Source organism: Sorangium sp. So ce176, from assembly GCF_051519835.1.
Lineage (GTDB): Bacteria > Myxococcota_A > Polyangia > Polyangiales > Polyangiaceae > Sorangium > Sorangium cellulosum_G.
On the sequence record NZ_CP150371.1, the window covers coordinates 3,403,908 to 3,425,005 of the forward strand.

A 21,098-nucleotide genomic window follows, 5' to 3' on the forward strand; every position below is an offset into this window, starting at 1 on the left:
CCGATCTTGCGCCGGATGGGCTGAAGGGCAGAGGGCTTGGGCGCTGCGCCGCGGGGGACTCGGGCGAACACGAACGGAGCAACCTTTCGAGGGTTGATGACCATGCGGAAAATTCTCTGGGCTCTTCTGTTTCTATCGGTCGCCGCTTGCGGCGATGACACCTCCGGATCCCCGACTTCGACCAGCAGCTCTGGCTCGACGGCCGCGTCCGGCTCCACCGGCGCGCCGACGACCACCAGCGGCACCACCGGCCCGGGCAGCACCGGGCACGGCGGCGGCGGGGAAGGCGGCGTCTCCGGCACCGGCGGCGCCGGCGGAGCGACAGGCACCGGCGGAGCGCCGGGCGAGGGCGGCGGCGGCGGCACCCCCGGTGAGCGCCGCTGGGTCGGCACCTGGACGACAGGCCCGCAGCTCACCGAGACGAACAACAACCCGCCGGCGCCGGGCCTCGGCAACAACACGCTGCGCCAGGTCGTCTATACCTCGATCGGCGGCAGCAACGTGCGGCTGCTGCTCTCGAACGAGTTCGGCGACGGGCCGGTGACCATGCAGTCCGTGCACATCGCGGACTCGACGACCGACGACGGCATCGACGCGAGCACCGATCACGCCCTGACCTTCTCGGGCGCCGAGTCGGTGACCATCCCGGTGGGCAAGGCCGTCTTCTCCGATCCGATCGATTACAACCTCAAGCCCGTCAGCAAGCTCGCGGTGACCATCCGGTTCGGCACCGTCCCGGCCGGGATCACCGGGCACCCGGGCTCGCGGACCACCTCGTATATCCAGACCGGCGATGGGGTCTCGTCGGCGACGCTGACCTCTCCGGTCAAGACCGATCACTGGTACTACATCACCGGGCTCGACGTCATGGCCGATCCCACGGCCGCGGCGGTCGTCATCCTGGGCGACTCGATCACGGACGGCCGCGGATCGACGACGAACGGGAACAACCGCTGGCCGGACTTCCTGTCGCGACGGCTGCGGACCAACATGGGGACCGAGAACGTGGCCGTGTTGAACCTCGGTATCGGCGGGAACAACGTGCTGTCCGGCGGGCTCGGGCCGACAGCCAAGGCCCGCTTCCAGCGCGACGTCCTGGAGCAGCGCGGCGCGCGCTGGCTGGTCATCTTCGAGGGCGTGAACGACATCGGGACCTCGGCCGCCGGCACCGGCCCGACCGTCGCGGACGGCTTGATCTCGGCCTTCGGCGAGTTCATCGACAAGGCCCACGACAAGGGGATGCTCGTTTACGGCGTGCCCATCCTTCCGTTCAACGGCCACGACTACTACACCACCGAGCGCGAGGCCGCCCGTCAGGAGGTCAACGAGTGGATCCGCACGAGCGGCGAGTTCGACGCGGTCATCGATCTGGACGCGGCGGTCCGTGACCCCAACGATCCTTCGAAGCTGCAAGATAGCCTCGACTTCGACGATTGGCTGCACTTGAACCCGACTGGCCTCGAGACGATGGCGAAGGCCGTCGACCTCTCGCTGTTCACCAAGTGACGTCGAGGTAGGTCCGGGAGCACGGCCGGGCGCCTCGAGCTCGTGCGCGCCCGGCGAAGACCACCCGCTCCCCCGGTTGGGAGCGGGTGGTGGCCCCGCCCATCGCGCGGCGCTGCGCCCGGTGACAACCGGTGCCCGGCGCCTCGATCGATCATCGAACACGTAAACGCCCGATCTGCTGCATGTTCACGCTTTGCGTTGTGCGTCCGCACGTGGTCAGCCGTCGCGGTCCTGAGTCGCCTTGGCTGGAGGCGGAGGCATGAGCCGGATCCTGCTGGTGGAGGACGAGGTCGTCATCCGGAAGGAGCTGCGGAGGCTGCTCGCCCGCCACGGCCACGACGTCGTCGAGGCGGGGTCGATCGCCGAGGCTGAGGCGGGCTGCGATCTGCGCGCGTTCGATCTGGTGCTGGCCGACGTGCGCCTGCCCGGCGAGCCGGGCACGGAGCTCGTCGGCCGGTGCGGCGCCGCGCCTGTCTTGCTCATGACGAGCTACGCCACGGTGAAGGCGGCGGTCGAGGCCGTGAAGCGCGGCGCCGCGGATTACCTCTCGAAGCCGTTCGATCACGACGAGCTCGTCTCCTGGGTCGATCACCACCTCGCCGTCGCGCGGTCCGGTGAGGGCGCTGCGCCGGGCGCCGCGCCGCCGGTGCCGCCCGTGCCTTCAGCGCCGCCCGTGCCTTCAGCGCCGCCCGTGCCTTCAGCGCCGCCCACGCCGGCCGACGACGAGCTCGAGGGGCTTGTCGGCGGCTCGGTGGCCATGCGGGAGGTGTTCGCGCAGGCGCGCAAGGTCGCGCCGAGCGACGCGACGCTGCTCATCGTCGGCGAGAGCGGCACCGGCAAGGAGACGCTCGCCCGCGCCGTGCACCGGCTCAGCCCGCGGCGGCAGCTCCCGTTCGTTCCTGTCCACTGCGCGGCCATCCCCGAGGCGATGATGGAAAGCGAGCTCTTCGGCCACGAGCGCGGCGCCTTCCCCGGCGCGCTCGCCGCGCGCGCTGGGCTCTGCGAGGCCGCCGAGGGCGGGACGCTCCTGCTCGACGACATCGCCGAGCTGTCCGCGAGGGTCCAGGCGCGGCTCCTGCGCTTCCTCCAGACAGGCGAGGTGCGGCGCGTGGGATCGAGCCGCGCCCGGCCGGTCGACGTGCGCCTCATCGCCACGACGCGCCGGGATCTCGCGGAGCGGGTGCGCGACGGGTCGTTCCTGAGCGATCTCTACTTCCGGCTGCGCGTCCTCGAGATCCGCCTGCCGCCGCTGCGCGAGCGGCCGGGGGACCCGGTGCGCATCGCCGAGTCGCTGCTCAGGCGGCGCGCGTGGTCGACGGCGCAGACGCCGCTCGCGCTGTCGCCCGAGGCGCGCGCCGCCATCGCGGCCGCCCCGTGGCCTGGCAACGTCCGCGAGCTCGAGAACGCCGTTCACCGCGCCATGGTCCTCGCCGGGCGCAACGAGCTGGAGCTGGTCCACCTCGGGCTCGACGCCGCCCCCGCGCCGCCCGCTCCGTACGTCGATGCGCTCGAGGCAGCGTCCCCTTCCGACTCGCTCGAGGGCTATTTCCGCCGCTTCGTCCTGGAGCACCAGGCCGCGCTGACGGAGACCGAGATCGCCCGCCGACTCGGGATCAGCCGCAAGACCCTGTGGGAGCGCCGGCAGCGGCTCGGGATACCTCGCCCGCGCTCCTGACGGATCGCAGGCGGGCCATTCGACGCGCGCCGCGGTCGGGCCTCCCCGGCATGTCTATCCGCGGCTCCGCAGGAGCGCGCGCGTCTCCATCAGGATCTTCCCGAGCATGTTCCTGCCGACGCCCTCGGCACCACATCCCCAGTAGTAGTCCGAGGTGGACTTCTCGACGATCTCCTCGTCGCCTGTCGCCAGCAAGATCTCCCGGATGTCGGCGTGGGTCTCGAATTTGCGCAGGACCGCGCGCCTCATCACGTCATCCTTGACGCTCTCCCAGTCCGGGCGGAGCGGGAGCCGCCAATCCCGGCCCATTTCCTTCGCGAGCCCGGGCGTCGCGGCGAGGCGTACGCGCTCCTCGTGCTCGGTGCCGGCGAACTTCTGGGCCTGGAAGTAATGCTCGACGGTGGGCCAGTACCGGCCATCCACAGTGAAGCCGTGGAGAGAGGCGTTCGAGAGGCAGCCGTACTCGTCCCGGGGAACGTAGAACGATAGGACCATGATGGTTCCTCGGATGACATCGCCTGACCGGCTCCCCGCCGCGATGCGGTCGAGGCGAGCGCTGCCCTGTTTCATGTACGTGAGTTCACGGGCGTGTGCGTCGCCCGGCGCGAGCCTATCACACGGCGCGGCGGGCGCGGCGGGCGCGGGGTGGGGCGGGCGACGTCGTCGATTGATGTGGACCGGATGCTCGGCGATCACGGCGACTGCCCACGTCTCCTCGAGATGGCGCCCTCCGGGCCGTCGGGCGCGCGCGCTCGGCCCGCCTTGACCGACCCGGGCGAGGCCGCGCCCGCGAAAATTGATTGCATGCCTAACCATCAGGCGGTAGGGTCCCCGGATGTTCGACCACTGCCTGTACTTCAACACGACGTCGCTCGCCCGGCTGCTCGAGCGCGCGTGGAGCGCGGCGTTCGCGCCGTTCGGGCTCACGCCGCCTCAGGGCTTCCTGCTGCGCGTCGTGCTCAAGCGCCCGGGGCTGTCGCAGCGCGAGCTCGCCGAGATCATGACGATCGCGCGGCCGACCGCCACCCGCATCCTGGACGGGCTGGTCGGCCGCGGGCTGGTCGAGCGCCGGACCGGCGAGGCCGACGCGCGCGAGCAGCACATCCACCCGACCCGCGCCGCCGAGCAGATCGCGGGCGCGCTCGACGCGGCCAGCGCCGATGTCACGAGGAGGCTCAAGCAGGCGCTCGGCAAGCAGGTGTTCGACCAGGCCGTCGGGCAGCTACGCGGCATCCGCGCCGCGATCGGATAGCCGCCGCCCGCCCCGGCCCTCCCGGCTCGGCCTGATGGTTAGCTTGCTAATCGATTGCGATCGAACAACGAAAGGAATCACCATGCCCATCCTCAACGTCAAGATCAGCGCCCAGCCCAGCCCGGAGCTCGTCCGTCAGGTGACCGAGGCCTTGCTCGATCTCACCACGCGGATCCTGCACAAGAAGCGCGAATTGACCGCCATCACCTTCGACTTCGTGCGCCCCGAGCACTGGGTGGTGGGCGGCAGGACCCTCGCCGAGCAGGGCAAGCGCAGCTTCTACTTCGATATCAAGATCGTCGACGGCACCAACACCAAGGACGAGAAGGCGGCCTACGTCGCCGCCGCCTTCCAGGCGTTCGCGCAGCTGCTCGGCGAGCTGCACGACGAGAGCTACATCCACGTGCACGACGTCCGCGCAGACGCCTACGGCTACGGCGGGCTCACCCAGGAAACTCGCTACGTGCGCGGCAAGCTCCAGCCCGGGTGAGCCATCGGGCGCGCCGACATCGACGCCGCGAGGGCGCGGCGCGGCCTGGGTGATCCGCTCGGGGAGGCCTGGTACAGGTGGAGCAGGAGGCCCTCCCTGAAGAACCCTCGGCGGCTCTCGCCCTTCCCGCTGGCGCTGATCGCGATCTCCTGTGGTCCCGCCGCCGGGCCGGCCCCGGCGGCGCTCGCGCCAGCCTCGGTCGCCATCCCTCCCGCCCCGCCGGAGGCGCCGGTGCGCGCCGAGGGCGAGCCCGCCGACCCACCCGTCGACCCCTCGGCCCCGCTGATGTTGCCGGCCGCCGCGACGCCGCCTGCGCCCTGGGTCGAGCCGCCCCTCGGAGAGCAGGAGCGCGCGCGGGCCGAGCGGAGCCCGTTCAGCGAGCACCGCGAGGTCGCCCTCGGCGCGCGCGTCGCGGTCTTCGCCGCGCCCGGAGACGGCGCCGGCGCCCCGGGCGGCGCCGGCGCCCCGGGCGCAGCCGCTGTCGGCGCCTTCGCCGTCCACGAGGACCTCGGCGTCGTCGGCCCGTTGAAGCTGCCCGCGGGCTTCACCTGGGTCGGCCTCGCCGGCCAGCGGGACGACGCCCTCCACGTCGCGACGCCCGACGGCGCGCTCCACAGCGCCGCCGACGTCCGCGCCGCGCTCCGGCCCGACGGCTTCGAGCAGCGCGGCAGCGTCGCCGGCGCGACGGCCTGGGACGCCGCCGGCGGCCTCGTCGCCGCCGCGGCGGGGGAGCGCGTCAGCGTCTCCGCGGACGAGGGCCGCACCTTCACCTCGGCCGTCGTCGCGCCGGGCAAGGCGGTGCGCGCGGTGCTCGTGCGGCCCGACGGCGCGCTCGTAGCGCTCGTGGCCGCCGCCGAGGCGCCCGCGCGCGGCCGCCCCTCGCCGTCGGGGCGCCCGGCGCCCCCGCCGCGCCCCGCCGCGCCGGAGACGTTCCTCTCGTCGGATCGCGGGCAGACCTGGGCGCGCTCCACGTTCCAGCCGCGCGCGGTCGAGCGCGCCGGCTCCTGGATCTGGAACGGCGATCCTGTCTGCCCCGCCGTGCTGAGCCGCGACGGCCGGTCGTGGACCCGGGCCGCCCGCGCCGACCTGCTGCACGGCTTGCCGACCTTCGGCGCCGCGCTGCACCTCTCCGACGCGATCCGGGCCCGGGAGGCCGGCGCTCTCCGTTCGGCCCTCGTCCCGCCTGCGCCCGGGCCGCCGCCGCGCGGCGCCGCGGCGGTCGGGCGGGAGCCGCCGTGCAAGGACGACGACGCGGGCGCGGGCGGCGTCATCGGCAGCCTCATGGGCGGCTACGGGGTCTCCTGCGAGGGGGCGCTGTGCCTGCTCGCGGGCCTCCCGCCGCGGCCGCCGCCGACGCGCACCTGGCTCGCGGCGTTCGGCGACGGCCTCTGCGATCCGGCGCGCGTGCCGCCCGGCGGCGCCTGCGCCGCGCACCTCGCGCGGCCGCCCACGTTCGCTGTCGTCGACCAGCGCGCCGGCGCCGTGACGCCCGTCGCGGCGCCGGAGGGGTGCGCGCAGCCGGTCGCGCTGCGCAACGCGGCCGGCGTCGGCCTGCTCGTCTGCCGGGGCGGAGGCGGGATCGCGGCGCTGTTCGTGCGCGGCGCGCAGGGCCCGTGGCGCGCCGAGGGGTCTCACGCGATCCCGGCCGACGCCGTCGAGCACCTCGCCGCGGCGCCGGACGGCACGCTGCTCCTTGTCGGTCCGACGCCGCCCGCGAGCGCCCCGCGGCGCGCGCCGCTGCAGGTGCTCGTGCGCAGCCCGCTGCCGCTGGGCGCGCCGCAGGCGTGGCGGCGCGTCGTGGTGCCGGACGGGGTCGCGGCGCTGCCGGCCCCCGGCGGCGCCGCGCTCCTCGCGAGCTCGCCCGCGGACTCGGCGGGCGGGCGGCTCGATGTGTCGCTGGATCGCCCGGGTCACCCGGTGCTCGTCCTGGCGCGCGGGGTCGAGGTGTCCCAGAACCTGACGAAGATCGAGGTGCACGACGGCCGCGTGCGGCTCCGCGTGCGCCCGAAGCCCGCGCCGGGGCTCCTGGGCAATCGCTGGCTCTCGCCGCCCGGGCCGCTGGACGAGCGCTGGCACGTGCTGACCCACGGCGGCGCGCTCGTCCCGGAGGCGCCGCCGCCGGGGACGCCGGCCGGCGAGCGCCGGTTCGGCCCCGCGGGGCGTTAGCGGAGAGCAGGGACCCCGCCGATGACGGAATACGACACGCTGCGCACACAGGTCACGCCGCGGGATCTCCGTATCGCGCGCCGTCTGGCGCGCAGGCTGGACCCCATCGGCGGGTTCCTTCTCTACGGATTCCTGTGGATCTATGTCTCCGTGGCGGTCGCTGTGTTTGCGGCGAGGGCCGTTGGCTCGGTGCTGAGCTCGACAGGATCCATGGCGCTTCCGCTCGCTCTCTTCGTCCTCGCGTACATGGTGTATCCGATCTGGGTCTGGCGCAGGAGACGCTCTGCGCGGCGGTTGTTTCGCGACGGCACGTTCGTCGACGCGACCGTGGACAAGGTGAGACACTCGTACATGGGCCGCGGGCGCTGGCGGGCGCCGGTCACGCTGGTCAACCTCCAGGTCACCCTCGATGGCAAGGAGAGGTATCCGGGGCTGTCGCTGTTCGGGCACATCGAGCGGCTCGAGCGGGGTGACGTCCTTCCGGTGCTCTCCGTGCCTGGGTACAAGCACTGCGCCGCGTTCCCTGGTCGGGGAGAGCTCGTCGTCGCACAACAACACTTCTTTCCTGAGCAGGGAGAGGGTGGCCCCCGGCGGCGACGGGGCGCGGCGCATGCGCTCATCGCTCGGCGAGGTGATGAGCACCTCGGCCGTTGAGCCGGAGGAGGCGAGCTCGCAGCGCCATTCGGTCTTACCGAGCTCGATGTGCGCCAGGCGCGCAGCGGGGCCGACCTGTATCGTCGGATCGTCGTCGCCCTCCCGCAGGTAGATGACACCGACAGCCAGGCGTCTGGCCGCGGACAGCCAGACGTCTGGCCACGGACAGCCAGACGTCTGGCCACGGCGTCGCGCCTCACGCCGGCGGCGCGGAGAGCGCCTCGGCCAGCGCGTCGCCGAGGTGAGCGGCGTCGTTCCAGACGACGACGCGGTAGCCGCTGCTCGGGTCGTGCTCTAGCAGGCAGACGCCCGTGTTGGCCGGCACCTGCAGCGCCTTCAGCCCGCCGGCGTCCATCTGGAGTATCCGCCCGACAGCGGTCTTGATGGCCGCGCCGTGGGACACCACGCCGATCGCCTCGCCCGCGTGCCGCCCCGCGATCCGGTCGAGCGCGCGCATCATGCGATCGCCGAGCTCCGCGTACGTCTCGCCGCCCCCGCGCCGGACGTCGACGCCGCGCCGCCAGGCGGCCCACTCCTCGGGGAAGCGCGCCTGCACGTCGGCGCGGCTGAGCCCCTGCCAGGCGCCGAGGCTCACCTCCCGCAGCGCAGCGTCCGCGACGGGCTCGAGGCCCAGCGCCGAGGCCAGGCACCCCGCCGTCTCCGCGGCGCGCTCGAGGTCGGAGCAGTAGACAGCCGAGAGCCGGAGCCGCGCGCCGGCGAGCCGCTCCGCGAGCCGCGCGGCCTGCTCGCGCCCCCGCGCGTTGAGCCCGCGCCCCGCCTGTCCCTGGAAGACCTGCGCGCGGTTGTCGTCGGTCTCCCCGTGTCGGATGAGCATCAGCTTCGTGGTGGCGTGCACGATGGCCGCACTGTAGCAGGGCGCGCGCGGCGCGACGGGACCCCGCAGCGCCGCGCTGCGGCTCCTCGCGGCCCGCGGCGCCTCGCGCCCGGGTGCTGGAGCCGCCGTACTACGGCGCGCGACCCGGCGCGCCGCCGGAAGGTCGGCACGAGCATCCAGGCGCGACGGCGCTGACACGCGCTCTGCGCCTCTGATACGGTGACCCCCCTCCAGGAGACAGCCATGCCTCGCTTGAATCAGATCATCGCTATCGAGAAGGGCGTCAAGGCCCGCTCCCACCAGCGCCTCACCGAGGCGCACCACGCGCTGCAGAAGCCGGCGCTGCTCTCCGGGATCTCGCGCACCTACCGCGCGAAGGACGAGGAGGGGGAGCAGCTCCCGCCCGAGGCGACGAGGGTGCAGGTGAAGGCCGAGGACATCATCCGGAACACGGTCGACATCCTGGGCGAGCTCTTCGACGTCACGGCCACCAAGGATCACGCCAACTGCAAGGCGCGCGCGGACGTGGTGGTCGACGGCAAGGTGCTGCTCACGGGGACGCCGGTGACCTACCTGCTCTTCCTCGAGAAGCAGCTCGTCGACCTGCAGACCTTCATCAGGAAGCTGCCGATGCTCGACGCGTCGGAGAGCTGGACGTTCGATCCCTCCGCGGACTCCTGGGCGACCGAGGCCGTGCAGAGCGCGCGGACCAAGAAGATCCCGCGCAACCACGTCAAGGCCGAGGCGACGGACAAGCACCCCGCGCAGGTGGAGGTCTATCACGAGGATGTCGTCGTCGGTTACTGGAAGACGGTGAAGTTCTCGGGCGCGCTGCCGGCGCGGCGCATCAACGAGCTGCTCGATCGGGTGGAGAAGCTGCAGAAGGCGGTCAAGTTCGCCCGCGAGGAGGCGAACAACCAGACGGCCGAAGAGCAGAAGGTAGGGGCCGCCGTCCTCGGGTTCATCTTTGGCTCCTGACCGCGCTCCTGACCGCGCTCCTGACCGCGCTCCTGACCGCGCTCCTGACCGCGCCTGAGCGCGCGCCCGCTCGCCTGCCCCGGTGGTGCTTGCGCCGCGGCGGCCGGGGCGATATCGTGGCGGCGGAGTGCAAGTTGAAGCTCAAGCTCAGCTTGATGGGCACGGCGCCCCAGTGCAGGTTCGAGTCCTGCCCCCGCCATTTCATCGTCGTCTTCACGGCGGGGTAGCCCAACACGGCAGAGGCAACGCCGGCCCGTTCAACGGTCTCAAGCTCTCACTCCAGGCTCGAGCATTCGCCGCCGATCACCCAATCGAACGGGAGGAGGCTTGAATCGTCGGATGCTGGTTCAATTCCAGCCTGGCCAGCCCGCGCTGCGGTGAGGCGTTGCCTCACCCTCGCGCGGCGCCGGGGCGCTCCCGCCCCGGCGCGCGGAACACGATGGCCGGTAGTTCAATGGCAGAACACGGCGGTGTAAGGACTGACCTCTGACCTTAAACGTGTGGGTGTGCGCAGAGGGCGGCAAACCGAGGCCCGGGATCAGGCCAGAGTCCCGGGCCTCACCTATTTCAGGCGCCTCCGTCTGGCAGGCGCCGGGCACGCCCCCGCGCCGGGCGGGGCCCGATCCTCAGCGCGCTGCCGGGTCGTTGACGCGTCCCGCGAAGAGGATCGCCTGCGTCGCCGTGTCGCGGATGAAGAAGAAGAACGGTCGGTCCAGGACGATCGCCGCAGGCAGCGCCGGGAGACCCGAGCCCGTGGAATTGAGGATGACCCCGGTCGACCCTGATGCCTCGGTCCCGGCCTCCTCCACGTCGATCCTCGCCGCGTGAATGACGTCATGGATCCAGAGGAGCTCTGCGCCCGCGATGATGCCCGTGAAGTCGGCCTCGGTGCCGAAGGCGACCTCCATGCCGAGATCGATGAGCGCTCCCTTGAGAGAGGTGGACGTGCCGAACGAGAACTTCGGCATCGTGATGTCGACCGGCTGCTCGTAGGTCGAGTCGATGATCGCCTCGAGCGCCGCGCCGTCGAGCGACGCCTCGAACGCATCCGTGGTCCCCATGGCAGGCAGCACGAGGAACATCGAGACGGCGGACCCCGCATACGGGATCCCCACCGCCTCCCAGCCGTCGCCGGCGCCGTAGCTCGCCTGATGCCTGCCGTTCATCATCTGGGCGGTGACGGTCGAGCCGTCGCCGCGCTGGAACGTCCCCGGCTGCGTCGCGTCCTTCACGAACGCCGTCTTCCACGCGGCGTGGAAGTAGACGGCGTTGACGAGCACGGCCACCGTCTCCGGCGTCACGTCGTCCTCGAGGAGCTTCGGGATCTTGCTCTCCGTCCTGTCGCTCACCCACGCGTTGATGAGCCCCTCGGCCTCCTTCGTGGCGGCGGCGAAATCCGCGAGCCGCACGTGCGCCCCATAGCTCTCGGCGAGCACGTTCAGGAACGGCTTCTCGACGGGGAGATCGATCTGCGCCCAGATCGCGTTGGCCGTGTCGAGCCGGAAGCCGCCTTCCTCGGCGTGCTTGTGGAGCTGGAGGTCCACGTGGTTGAACGCCGGGTGCAACCGCTCCTGGGGGAGCTCGAAGCGCATCGCCGCGGCCATTGCCTGCTCCGTCGTCGTCCGCGCGCCCGCGTACGTCATCGCGAGCGCCGTCGAGATGCTGAGAGGCGCAAAGACGACGTTCTCCGTCGCGCTGTGGAGCGCGCGGCCGAGGTCGAGCGCGAAGCTCGCGTTGTTGCGCGCGAGCGACGCCCGATCCTCCGTTGAGACGTCCGGAGTCTCGATCCGCGTCACGTCCGAGGGCACCACGCAGCCGGGCTTCACCTCGAAGCACTCGACAGGGGCCTCGACCGAGCCGCCCCCGCCCTGGCCCGAGCCGCCCCCTCCCGCGTTCCCGCCCTGGCCTGAGCTGCACCCCACCAGGGCTGAGAGCCCGATGGCCATCAACCATGTTGCCGTCCGCATGACGCTGGGCCTCAGCAGGCTTCGTGCCAGAGCGACTCCGCGCGGAGATCACGTCGTCGCGCCCTGGAACGTGCCATGTGCAACCGATCGTCAGACCAGATTGCGCCACAATGTGCCGCACGGCAGCGCCACGAGCCCGACGTCTGGCCGCTCGCTACTCCCCCGGCGCGAACGGCGCCATCGACGCCCTCCGGGCCCACGTCCCGCCCTCGCGCACGACCCGATGGACGTGGATTCGATAGCTGACGTCGCCGCCGACCCCGTCGCGCGCGATATCGATCTCGTTGTAGCCGTTGCAGGGCCGCGGCCCGCTTGGCGTCCGGCGCGCCCATGGCGCCCTGGCGCAGGTGGCCGATCAGCGACAGGAGCTCATCCCGCACCGGGTCCGTCCCGTGCTGTCCGCCGAACTCCGCCGATCCGAGCCGCGCGAACCGGATGAGCCGCGATCTGCACGACGGCAACCCGCGCGTACGTGGACCCCACTGCCGCCTTCTGCATTCGCTCGCTCTCGCTCGCTGCTCCCCGCAGTCCGCCGCCGCCCGCTACTCGCCAAGCAGCGCCGCGGCCGCCTCCAGCGGCACCTCGACGCGCAGCCAGTAACCGCCCTTCTCGCGGCGCGCCTCCACTGTCGCTCCCCTGGCCCCGCGCTTCCGCAGCGCCGCCTGCGCTGTCCGGGCCGCCGCCCTGGCGCGCTGCTCCTCGGGGTCGCGCCGCTTCGGCCCGGCGGCCTTCTCACGCACCTTGCCGGCCTCCGCGTTCAGCTCGCGGACGGAGATCTCCTCGACGCGCTTCCCCGCGATCGTGGCCCCCTGATCGAGGAGCCACGCCGGCGGATCGACCTCGGGCGTCGCGGCCGTGTACCGCGTGAGCGCATAGGCCTTCTCCGGCCCGAGGGTCAGGGCCTTGTCGCGCGGCAGCGCGTCGACGACGCCGATGAGCTTCTTGGCCTGGCTCAGCCCCATGATGCCGCGCGCCTTGAGCATCTCCCCGAACGTGGCGTGCTTGAGCACCAGATACAGCTTCTTCCGCTGGAGCTCCCGCAGCGCCTCGCCGATCTCGTAGAAGTCCTCCGCGATCCGGGCCTTGCGGCGCTCGATGAGCTCCAGCAGCGCCTGCGCCCGCTTCTCGGCCGCGCCTCCGCCCTTCACCGCCTCGGCCCGGACCCGCGCGAGCGCGGCGCCCGCGCCTCCGGCCTTGTCGACCGCCGCTGCGGCCTTGTCGCCCGCGGCCGCCTTGCCGCCCGCGCGCGCCGCCCTGTCGCTCGCAGGCCTGCGCTTGCCCTCTACAGCCGAGGTTTTCCCCGTCTTCCCCGCCATCCGGTGCCCCCTTGTCTGCGCGTCGAGACAGCGAGGCTATCGCGCGATCGCGGACCGTGGAAGCGAAAGCGGAGCGCCGCGCGGTCGTGGCCAGACGTCTGGCCATGCGCAGCCAGACGTCTGGTAATGGTCAACTTTGACACTCAGTGGTCAAATTAGCCTGATTCCCGTGGCGACTGCGGATCTCGCCGCGTAGGTTCGGCCCAAAGAAGTGCAGCCCGCGTCGGCGGCAACCGACCGGGCTGCGTGGCCGAACCCCGCTCACACGAGGTCCGACGTGACTGTAATACATCTACGCCCTGGAAAGGGCAAAGGGAGCGGTGCGCCCAGAGGGCGGCACGGCTCCGTGTGCCTCACCCGAGAGGAGAGCGCCGCCCTGCGTGCGGTGCTCCAGAACCTGAACCGAACGCGCACGTGGGCCGAGATCGCCCGCGAGATCGGCGTCTGCCGCAACACCGTCCGCTTCGTGGCGAACGGGCGGACACCCGGGTCCGCCGGGCTCGCTCTTCGCGTCGCGCGACTCGCGGGGCTCGGTCTGGAGCGCATCCTGTCGCCTGGACCGGTCGACGCCGGCAAGTGCGACCGCTGCGGGAGGCCCATGTGAGCCGCCCGCGGAAGGGGGCCCGCCGCCCGCCTGCCGTACGACATCCCCGGAAGAAGCCGACGATGGAGGCGCTCCTCGCCGAGCGCGGCATCGTCCGCGCGACGCTCGCCGGCATCCCGAAGCGCGACCGCGCCGACGTGGAGCAGGCCGTGTTCATCGGCGCCTGGAAGGCCATCCGAAGCGGCAGGTACCGTCCGAACCCGAAGGACCCGCCGCGCGACGCGCTCCGGAAGTGGCTCCACGGCATCGCCTGGCGGCAGGCGGCGAAGTACCTGGACTCGGCGTGGGTGCGGCGCTTCATCCTGGACCCGCAGCCACTCGGCCTGCTCCGTGGCGTTGTCGGTCCGAGCCTTGACGCCCAGGTGGAGGCCCGCGACCTGCTCCGGGCGATCGAACGGCTGGAGCCGCGCCACCGCGACATCCTGCTCGCGGTCGACACGCCGGAGACCCTCGCCTCGTACGCCGCGCAGCGCGGGATGAACCCGTTCACGGCTGCCAGCCGCCTCCGTATCGCCCGCGCCATGCTGGCCCTGCGAATCCAGAGGTGGCGGCGATGAGCAAAGAAGTCCGACGCGATCCGAATAGCGGGAAGCCGTACAGCGCTAATTACGCTGTGGCCGTTGTGCAGGGCGGGAAGCGGCACGCCTCATGGCGTGCTACGTGAGCGGTTGGCTTACTGAGTGCGCCTCACACGACGCATGCTGTAGAAGTCTGGCGGACTGCCAGCGTGCTTGATGGCGGCTTCGCGGATCTTGGTGTTCATGCCCTCTTTCCCAAGATCTGCGTCGGTGGCGTCAGCGTTGCGCTCAACGAGAACGGCAACCTGGCCATCGGGCGTCTTAAAGATTGCGGCGTGGAACTCCTTCCCTTTGACGTCAGTGACGTAGGTGCTGTCCAGAGGAATGTTGAATAGCTTGATGTCGAACGCCATGCGGCCCATGTACGCATTCCTCGTCGTGCCGGTAGCGGCGCTTCTGTTCAGTTGTATAGCTGCACCTCCTGCGGGATGCGGGACTGCTCTGGCCGCCAGCTTTGTCCGTCGAAAGTGCCCGGCCATGTGGTCTCGTCCGATCAGTCAGCCTCACCGAACAAGCTCAACTGCACCATCCTGCGCGGCCCCGGCGCGGGCGGCGGCTCTGACGGCGGGGGCTCCGGCTCACGGGGCGGCGTAGGCGTCACAGGCGCAGCCGACGCACTCCCGACGAGCCGAAGGAACCCGCGCCCGTTCGGCAGGGCCCTGGCGGGCGCTGTGGGCGCTCCCGTAGGCGCCTCGGGCAGCTTGAGCGCCTTAGGCTTCGGCGGCTCCGTGGGCGCCTCGGCGAGCGCCGTCGCGACTAACTCCTCGATGCTCCAGACGCGATCGGCCAGCCCGGCCTCCATGGCGGGCGTGACGCGCAGGGCCTCGTGCGGGCGGCAGAAGTTGTAGAACGCCATGTGCAGCGCGACGGCCGCCTTGTGGTGCGGCAGGCGCTTGCTGAAGCCGTTGCAGAGCCGGGTGAACCGGCGGATGTGCATGCGGATCGTCAGGTTCTGCCGCTCGACGTGGCTCGTGCTGGCGCGCTTCATGTCGGGCACCCCGAAGACGGGCGTGCGGGTGATGAAGGGGTCCCGCGGGGGCTCGTAGCGGTGATCGTCGTCGCGGCGCGCCTTTCGCGAGTAGTTCTTCACGACTTGGGCGTAGTCGACGCCGCCCGCGAACGACTCGCCCACCGCCGCGACGTACGGCGCCCACCCGTCGCTGTAGAGCTGCGGGACGGTCACCAGCCGGGCACGCAGGTCCTTGATGAAGGCGGTGGTGTTCTCCTCGTCGCGCTTCCCCACTCGGTAGCTGATGATGAGCTTCGACGCGCTCGCCATCCCCACGAACACGTACGCCTCGCCGACCTCGGGCGAGTCGCCCGGCTTCACGCGCGCCTGCTTCTTCTGGACGTAGCTCCAGATTTCGTCGACCTGCACCGTGCGGCAGTCGACGTCGCGCACCAGGCGGTTGTGCAGCCGCTCGCAGCCCTCGCCCACGCGGAGCAGCAGCGACAGGATCGCGGGCTTGCTCACCTCCGTCAGGCGCGACGTGGGCCGGATGCCCGCTCCCTCGACAAGATGAGCCACGACGTCGATGCGCTTCGCCATCGGCAGCACGTGTGCCATGCAGGGCCTTGCCTTCCCTCCGGCGTCGGCCCATGCTCGCGGTGCGATGCGCGTTCGGCGGGCCACCGCCGGATGTTTCGCAGCCCTGTCTCCGGGGTCCAGCCGGGGACAGGGCGCTTTGCTAAGTGCCCTGCAATATAGCGCAAAACGCCTACGTTTCTCGGCGTTTCGGTGCAGATAGGACACTCGCTGTCCTAGCCCTCGTGCGCGGTTACATCCTGTTTATGGCCCTTTCGCGTCGTGACTCACGAGCGGCAACGGACATACCGGTACGCGTGGCGGTGGCGCTTCGGGCGCGCGGCTTGGATGTCGACAGGTAGGACATGCGGGCGCGCGGGTGGGGCGCGCCTCGCTCCGGGTTCGGCTTCGCGGACGTGCATCTCGTCAAGCTCGCCAGGACCGATGCGGATGGCGCAACTGGGCTTGTTCGGCGATGGCTAGTCTTCGTTTAGGTTTGTCGCCCGGTAGACGCGCCACACGTACATCACGCGGTCTTTTTTATCGAACGTAAGCCTGACTCGGTACCGTCCGACACGTAAACGACCGGTGACAAGGTTATCTGTTGAGCGTGTGTAGTAGTCGCCTTCGCCGGTTGCGGCAAACCTCATAACCGCGGCTGAGACGTCTCCGGACTCTGGCCAGTCGGCCTCCATGAGCGAGGCATCGCCCTGCGGGGTCCAGATAACCGACCACGTCATCGGCGATGGAGAGCTTCAAGCTTCGCGACTACTTCAGCGTGCGACTTGCACTGGCCGCTGATGCCGGCCGCCATCGCCGCGAGTTCTTCCTCGGTGTCAGGCTCATCGTCGATGGGCGCGTTCATGATGGCATGCCACACCGGGTCGTTCTCGATGGACGCAGGCGCTGCGACCGGCGCGCTGCTACGTCGGCGCCTTGCGCCCGCTGTTCTTGTGCCACCGTCCATGATCCACCTCTTGACTGGTATCTACGACTGCATATACGCCACGGCGTATCAAACTTCCAGCTCCGCTTGCGCATCCTGCATCGAGCGAGCCCAAGTAGGCGGACCTCGGGCACGGGTCGTGCCAAATCTACGCGATCGCGTACGCTCGCACTGTACGGCGCCCCGTATGGCAGTCGGGCGGCCCGCGCCGGTCGTGCGAAGCCAGGCGGCGTCCGGTATGACATCCGTGTCATGGATCGCGGTGTGCCCACCCACGGCTTCCGGGCGTTGAGGTCGGCTGCCGTCGCTAGACAACTGCCCACGATCGAGCACGGAGCATGCTTCGGATTTAGCATCAAGGCGGCTGCTGTCCGGTTGGTCAATTTTGACCATTACCAGACGTCTGGCCATGCGCAGCCAGACGTCTGGCCACGACCGCGCGGCGCGACGCGCGCGCGCCGCGGCCCGCCCCTGCGGACGCGCGACTCCAACGATCCACCCCACACATCCGCCCCTTGCTTCGCGCCCCGCGCGCGGGAAAGATCCCCGCCATGGCTCGAACAGCACCGGTGCCGAACATCCCCGCCATTCCCGGCATGAACCCGGGCGTCTTCGTGATGGGAGGCGGCGGCGCCGGCGGAGGGAAGGGCGGGCGCGGGGGCAACGGAAACGGCGACGGGCAGGGCGCCGGGGGCAACAACGGCGGCCAGAACGCCGACGGGGGAGGGAAGGGCGGCAATGCGTGCGGGCAGGGCACGGGCGCCGCCGCCTGCACGAATCCACGCCACGGCGGGAGCGGCGGCACGTCCGCCGGCGATCCCGTCGACGTCGTGACGGGGCGCGTCTTCACCGTGCCCGCCGTCGATCTCGGTCTGCCAGGCCCGCTGCCCCTCGTGCTGCAACGCCAGTACTCCTCGACCGCCCGCGAGCGCGATGTGGGGCTCGGCTTCGGCTGGTCGCACTCCCTCGCATGGATGATCATCCCATCCCGCCGGCGCGTCGACATCCTCCAGGACGATGGCACCGTCCTCGAGGCGCCCCTCCCGGCCGTCGGCGAGTCGCGCCGGCTCTTCGGCGGCGTGTCGCTGCGCGCCGCGCGTTCGGGGTTCGCGCTGTCCCTCGAGAGCGGCGTGACCCTGCTCTTCCACGAGCAGGACGCCCTCGACGACGTGTACCGGCTGAGCGCGATGGTCGACCGCAACGGCAACGAGATCCGGCTCGCGTACGACGGCCCGGACCTCCTCACCGTCACGGACTCCGCCGGCCGCGTCGTCCGCTGCGTGCGCGACGCGTCGAGGCGTATCGCGCGGTTCGAGGTCAAGACCTCCACGGCCCCGAACGGATGGCACGCGTTCCACCGATACGAGTACGACGCTGCCGGCGATCTCGTCGCCGTCGTCGACGCCGAGGGCAACGCGACGCGGTTCGTCTACAGCGAGCACCTGCTCGTCGAGCAGCACCTGCCCGACGGGCTGATCGTCCACCACCGCTATGACCGACAGGGGCGCTGCGTCGAGACGTGGGGAGCGCGCGGCCAGGGGCGCGACCCGAGCCTCGCCGACGGCCTCCCCGAGGTGCTGGCGGACGGGAAGACCGAGGCGAAAGGCCTCTTTCATACCCGGCTCGCGTACCTGGACGACGGGTATACCGAGGTCACCGACGCGTCCCAGCTCAAGCGCGTCATCGGCAACGCCAACGGACAGGCGGAGAAGGTCGCGTGGGGACCAGGCGTGCTGTCCCACGAGTACGACGAGCTCGGAAACTGGGTCTCGTACACGGATCCCCTCGGCGCTGTCACGCGCGTCGAGCGCGACGAGGCCGGCAGGGCGAAGGCCGTGATCGATCCGCTCAACCGGCGCACCGAGTACGCCTACGACGCGCTGGGCGCCGTGACAGCGAGGGTCCGACCCGACGGCCAGGAGATCAGGTTCGAGCGCGACGCGCGGGGCAACGTCACCTTCATCTCCGATCGTCTCGGGCTCGTTGTCGGCTACGACTACGATGAACGCGGCCTCGTCCGGCGCGCCGTCCTGCCGAACGGCGGCGCGACGGCGTTCGAGTACGACGCGCACGGCAACTGCACAGCCGTCACCGAGCCGAGCGGGGCCACGAAGCGCATCGCCTACGACGACCTGGGCCGCCCCGTCGCCATGACCAACGCGGCCGGCGGGATGACCCGGTATGCATACGACGCGCGCGGATTGCTCCGGTTCCTGGAGGACCCCACCGGCGCCAGGACCAGCTACGATCACGACGGCCGGAAGCGGCTCGTCAGGATCACGGACGCGGCGGGGCGCACGGGGAAGCTGACATGGGGCGGCATCAACGCGCTCTGCGAGGTGGAGCGGCCCGACGGGACGCGGATCGGCTACCGGTACGACAGGGAGGGGCGCTTCCTCGAGCTCATCAACGAGGAGGGGCGCGTCCACCGGTACCGGCGGAACGGCGCAGGTCATGTCGTGGAGGAGGAGACGCTCGACGGCCGCGTCCACGCGCTGCGGCGGGATCTCTGCGGCCGGCTGATCTCCTGGCGGAGCTCGAGCGGCGACAGCGTGGAGTACGAATACGACGCCGCTGGCCAGCTCGTGCGGCGCGTGTATGCCGACGACACAGCCGACGAGTTCGAATACGACCTGGCGGGCAGGCTGGCCGTCGCGCGCAACGCCAGCAGCGAGTGCAGGCGCACCTACGACGCGCGGGGGTGCCTGGTCCACGAGGTCCTCGCCATCGGTGGCGAGACGTACGAGATCAGGAGCAAGCACGACGTGATGGGCAAGCGCGTCGAGCGGTCGACGTCGCTCGGGTATCTCGAGCGGCTGACCCGGGACGCGATGAGCGACGTCGTGCGCGTCGACTGGGGCAACGAGGCGCTCGACATCTTCCGGGACGCGCTGCGCCGCGAGCAGCAGGTCGTGCTCCCGGGCGGCGGGCGCGTCGCCTACGCGTACGACGGGCTGGGCCGCCTCGCGCGGCGCACGGTGACCGAGGCCGAGGCCGCCGCCGCGGCCGTCGCGCCGCAGGGAGAGCCGCAGTGGGTGGGCCGCCTGCCGCGCGGTGTCGTGTCCGATGTGTCGTATGCCTGGTCGCCCGTGGGCCTTCTGGAGCAGGAGACCGATGCCCTGCTCGGCGTCACGCGGTATCAGTACGACCCGGTGGGCCAGCTCGTGGCGCGGCTGCCTGCGGAGGCCGCGGGCGAGCTGTTTCGATACGACGCCGCGGGGAATCTCCGGCTGGGCAGCGAGGAGCACGAGCACGGCCCCGGCGGGAGGACGGTCCGGCTCGGAGGCCAGTCGTACCACCACGACAGCGGCGGCCGGCTCGTCGCGAAGGACGTGCCTGGAGGCGGGCGGTGGACGTACGCTTACGATGCCCGTGGTCTCCTGAGATCGGTGCGCGATCCCGCCGGTCAGGTCACCGAGTTCGACTACGACGCGCTGTACAGGCGTGTCGAGAAGCGCGTGCGCGCCGGCGACGGGAGCGCGCGTCGGGTGCAGTTCGTGTGGGACGGCGAGCAGATCCTCCATGAGCTGACGCGCGGGGCGCCGGCGGGGGAAGCGCCCGGCGCGGAGGTGCGCACGTACTGCTTCCTCGACGGCAGCCCGGTGCCCCTCGGCGAGATCGACGCGTCGGGCAGGCGGCGGTTCTACGTCCACGCGCCGAACGGCTTTCCCGAGCTCGTGATCTCCGGCTCGGGCGCGATCGAGGCCGCGCAGCGACATCGCGCGTTCGGCGCGCTCGAGGGCGGCGGCGCGGGCGCGACGCCGCTGCGCTTCCCGGGGCAGTACGCGGACGGCGAGACGGGGCTCTACTACAACCGCTTTCGCTATTACGATCCCGAGATCGGCGCGTACATCAGCGCGGATCCCATCGAGATCTCGCGCAGCCCACGGCTGTACGGGTATGCGGAGAACTCGCCGCCGAACGTCGTCGATCTCGACGGGCTCCAGCCGATGACGACGACCATCCGGCCTTCCGGCGCGTCGGGCCGGAGCGCGGCGGGGCGCGATCGGGACAACCCCGCCGAGGTGCACCCGACGGTCTGGAACAACATGGCCAACCAGGTCCAGGTGCAGTCGCCGAACGGGACGACGAACTGGGAGTTCCCGCAGGCGACGCGCCATCCGGCGAACTGCTCCGAGCCCGCCGCGCTCAGCCAGCACCTGTTCGACTACGAGGATCGAAATGAGCTCCCGAGGGGGACGTGCGGGTCCGCGAACGATCCGAACAACAACCACCTGCGGGCCGCGCTGCGGGGGATCGATTCGATAGAGTCGACGCAGGACGATGGTGGAGCGCGCAATGCGTGCCCCAACTGCGGGGTGCTGATGCGCAACCTCCAGAACCAGGCCAACCAGGGGCGCCCCGAGGGCGAGCCGCCTGTCGATCTCGTGAACCGCGTCACCCCCGGGATCGACGAGCCGAGCCAGCGCTACAGGGACGGCGTGGCCGCGGGCAACCCGCAGCGCACCGCCGTGGAGGCGATGCAGAACCCGAACGCGCCCGGCAACATGGCCGTCCGGCCGCCGCCGAACTGGCGCCCGCGGGGGTCGCGCCGGTGACGCGGACGGGCGGTGCGGCCGGGCGGAGGGGCGGGCGGGTGAGCGCG

The 21,098-nt window shown here is 71.3% G+C and carries 17 protein-coding genes; 10 read left to right on the forward strand and 7 right to left on the reverse strand.

Features of this window, described 5'->3' with window-relative positions; all coding sequences use genetic code 11:
* Positions 1 to 102: 102 nt before the first annotated feature.
* Both WMF42_RS12960 and WMF42_RS12965 read left to right on the forward strand, forming a co-directional pair.
* Positions 103 to 1,506 (forward strand): SGNH/GDSL hydrolase family protein, encoded by a 1,404-nt coding sequence (locus WMF42_RS12960; protein WP_061613297.1) that lies wholly within the window; start codon positions 103 to 105, stop codon positions 1,504 to 1,506.
* A 259-nt stretch (positions 1,507 to 1,765) separates the two neighbouring features.
* Positions 1,766 to 3,181 (forward strand): sigma-54-dependent transcriptional regulator, encoded by a 1,416-nt coding sequence (locus WMF42_RS12965; RefSeq protein ID WP_437692158.1) that lies wholly within the window; start codon positions 1,766 to 1,768, stop codon positions 3,179 to 3,181.
* Between the two features lie 54 nt (positions 3,182 to 3,235).
* Here the strand turns inward: WMF42_RS12965 and WMF42_RS12970 are convergent, their stop codons facing one another.
* Complete coding sequence (locus WMF42_RS12970) at positions 3,236 to 3,676, reverse strand: NADAR family protein (RefSeq protein WP_061607687.1); 441 nt, start codon at positions 3,674 to 3,676, stop codon at positions 3,236 to 3,238.
* Between the two features lie 340 nt (positions 3,677 to 4,016).
* Between WMF42_RS12970 and WMF42_RS12975 the strand changes: the two genes are divergently transcribed.
* From WMF42_RS12975 to WMF42_RS12990, 4 genes are all read left to right on the forward strand, one after another.
* Entirely contained in the window at positions 4,017 to 4,433 is a 417-nt protein-coding gene (locus tag WMF42_RS12975) for a MarR family winged helix-turn-helix transcriptional regulator (protein WP_437692160.1), read from the forward strand.
* Positions 4,434 to 4,515: 82 nt separating this feature from the next.
* Positions 4,516 to 4,923 carry a tautomerase family protein gene (locus WMF42_RS12980; protein ID WP_061607685.1) on the forward strand — a complete coding sequence of 136 codons (408 nt, stop codon included), beginning with the start codon at positions 4,516 to 4,518 and terminating at the stop codon, positions 4,921 to 4,923.
* Positions 4,924 to 5,154: 231 nt separating this feature from the next.
* Positions 5,155 to 7,089: a hypothetical protein gene (locus WMF42_RS12985; RefSeq protein WP_437692162.1), complete on the forward strand. Its 1,935-nt coding sequence runs from the start codon at positions 5,155 to 5,157 to the stop codon at positions 7,087 to 7,089.
* A gap of 21 nt (positions 7,090 to 7,110) precedes the next feature.
* On the forward strand, positions 7,111 to 7,743 hold the full coding sequence (locus WMF42_RS12990) for a hypothetical protein (protein WP_437692164.1): 633 nt from the start codon (positions 7,111 to 7,113) through the stop codon (positions 7,741 to 7,743).
* Positions 7,744 to 7,939: 196 nt separating this feature from the next.
* Here the strand turns inward: WMF42_RS12990 and WMF42_RS12995 are convergent, their stop codons facing one another.
* The gene (locus tag WMF42_RS12995; protein WP_437692166.1) at positions 7,940 to 8,599 is read right to left on the reverse strand and encodes a histidine phosphatase family protein; all 660 of its coding nucleotides are present in this window, start codon (positions 8,597 to 8,599) and stop codon (positions 7,940 to 7,942) included.
* A gap of 222 nt (positions 8,600 to 8,821) precedes the next feature.
* Here WMF42_RS12995 and WMF42_RS13000 point away from each other — a divergent pair, with 222 nt between their 5' ends.
* Positions 8,822 to 9,556, forward strand: a complete 735-nt coding sequence (locus tag WMF42_RS13000; RefSeq protein WP_061609730.1) for a DUF7873 family protein — start codon at positions 8,822 to 8,824, stop codon at positions 9,554 to 9,556.
* A gap of 626 nt (positions 9,557 to 10,182) precedes the next feature.
* Here WMF42_RS13000 and WMF42_RS13005 read toward each other — a convergent pair.
* Both WMF42_RS13005 and WMF42_RS13010 read right to left on the reverse strand, forming a co-directional pair.
* On the reverse strand, positions 10,183 to 11,523 hold the full coding sequence (locus WMF42_RS13005) for a serpin family protein (protein ID WP_437692168.1): 1,341 nt from the start codon (positions 11,521 to 11,523) through the stop codon (positions 10,183 to 10,185).
* A 542-nt stretch (positions 11,524 to 12,065) separates the two neighbouring features.
* Positions 12,066 to 12,839, reverse strand: a complete 774-nt coding sequence (locus WMF42_RS13010) for a hypothetical protein (protein WP_437692169.1) — start codon at positions 12,837 to 12,839, stop codon at positions 12,066 to 12,068.
* A gap of 346 nt (positions 12,840 to 13,185) precedes the next feature.
* Here WMF42_RS13010 and WMF42_RS13015 point away from each other — a divergent pair, with 346 nt between their 5' ends.
* Positions 13,186 to 13,443 (forward strand): transcriptional regulator, encoded by a 258-nt coding sequence (locus WMF42_RS13015; RefSeq protein WP_437692171.1) that lies wholly within the window; start codon positions 13,186 to 13,188, stop codon positions 13,441 to 13,443.
* 62 nt (positions 13,444 to 13,505) lie between these two features.
* Positions 13,506 to 14,000: an RNA polymerase sigma factor gene (locus WMF42_RS13020; RefSeq protein WP_437692173.1), complete on the forward strand. Its 495-nt coding sequence runs from the start codon at positions 13,506 to 13,508 to the stop codon at positions 13,998 to 14,000.
* Between the two features lie 116 nt (positions 14,001 to 14,116).
* On the opposite strand, the gene WMF42_RS13025 is transcribed toward WMF42_RS13020, so the two are convergent.
* The 3 genes from WMF42_RS13025 to WMF42_RS13035 all read right to left on the reverse strand — a co-directional run bounded on the left by WMF42_RS13025 (position 14,117) and on the right by WMF42_RS13035 (position 16,411).
* Positions 14,117 to 14,374: a hypothetical protein gene (locus WMF42_RS13025; RefSeq protein ID WP_437692175.1), complete on the reverse strand. Its 258-nt coding sequence runs from the start codon at positions 14,372 to 14,374 to the stop codon at positions 14,117 to 14,119.
* A gap of 140 nt (positions 14,375 to 14,514) precedes the next feature.
* Positions 14,515 to 15,588, reverse strand: a complete 1,074-nt coding sequence (locus WMF42_RS13030; RefSeq protein WP_437692176.1) for an IS1 family transposase — start codon at positions 15,586 to 15,588, stop codon at positions 14,515 to 14,517.
* A gap of 694 nt (positions 15,589 to 16,282) precedes the next feature.
* Positions 16,283 to 16,411, reverse strand: a complete 129-nt coding sequence (locus tag WMF42_RS13035; protein ID WP_437692178.1) for a hypothetical protein — start codon at positions 16,409 to 16,411, stop codon at positions 16,283 to 16,285.
* Between the two features lie 632 nt (positions 16,412 to 17,043).
* On the opposite strand from WMF42_RS13035, the gene WMF42_RS13040 reads away from it, so the two are divergent.
* Positions 17,044 to 21,051 carry an RHS repeat-associated core domain-containing protein gene (locus tag WMF42_RS13040; protein WP_437692180.1) on the forward strand — a complete coding sequence of 1,336 codons (4,008 nt, stop codon included), beginning with the start codon at positions 17,044 to 17,046 and terminating at the stop codon, positions 21,049 to 21,051.
* The last annotated feature ends 47 nt before the right edge of the window (positions 21,052 to 21,098 follow it).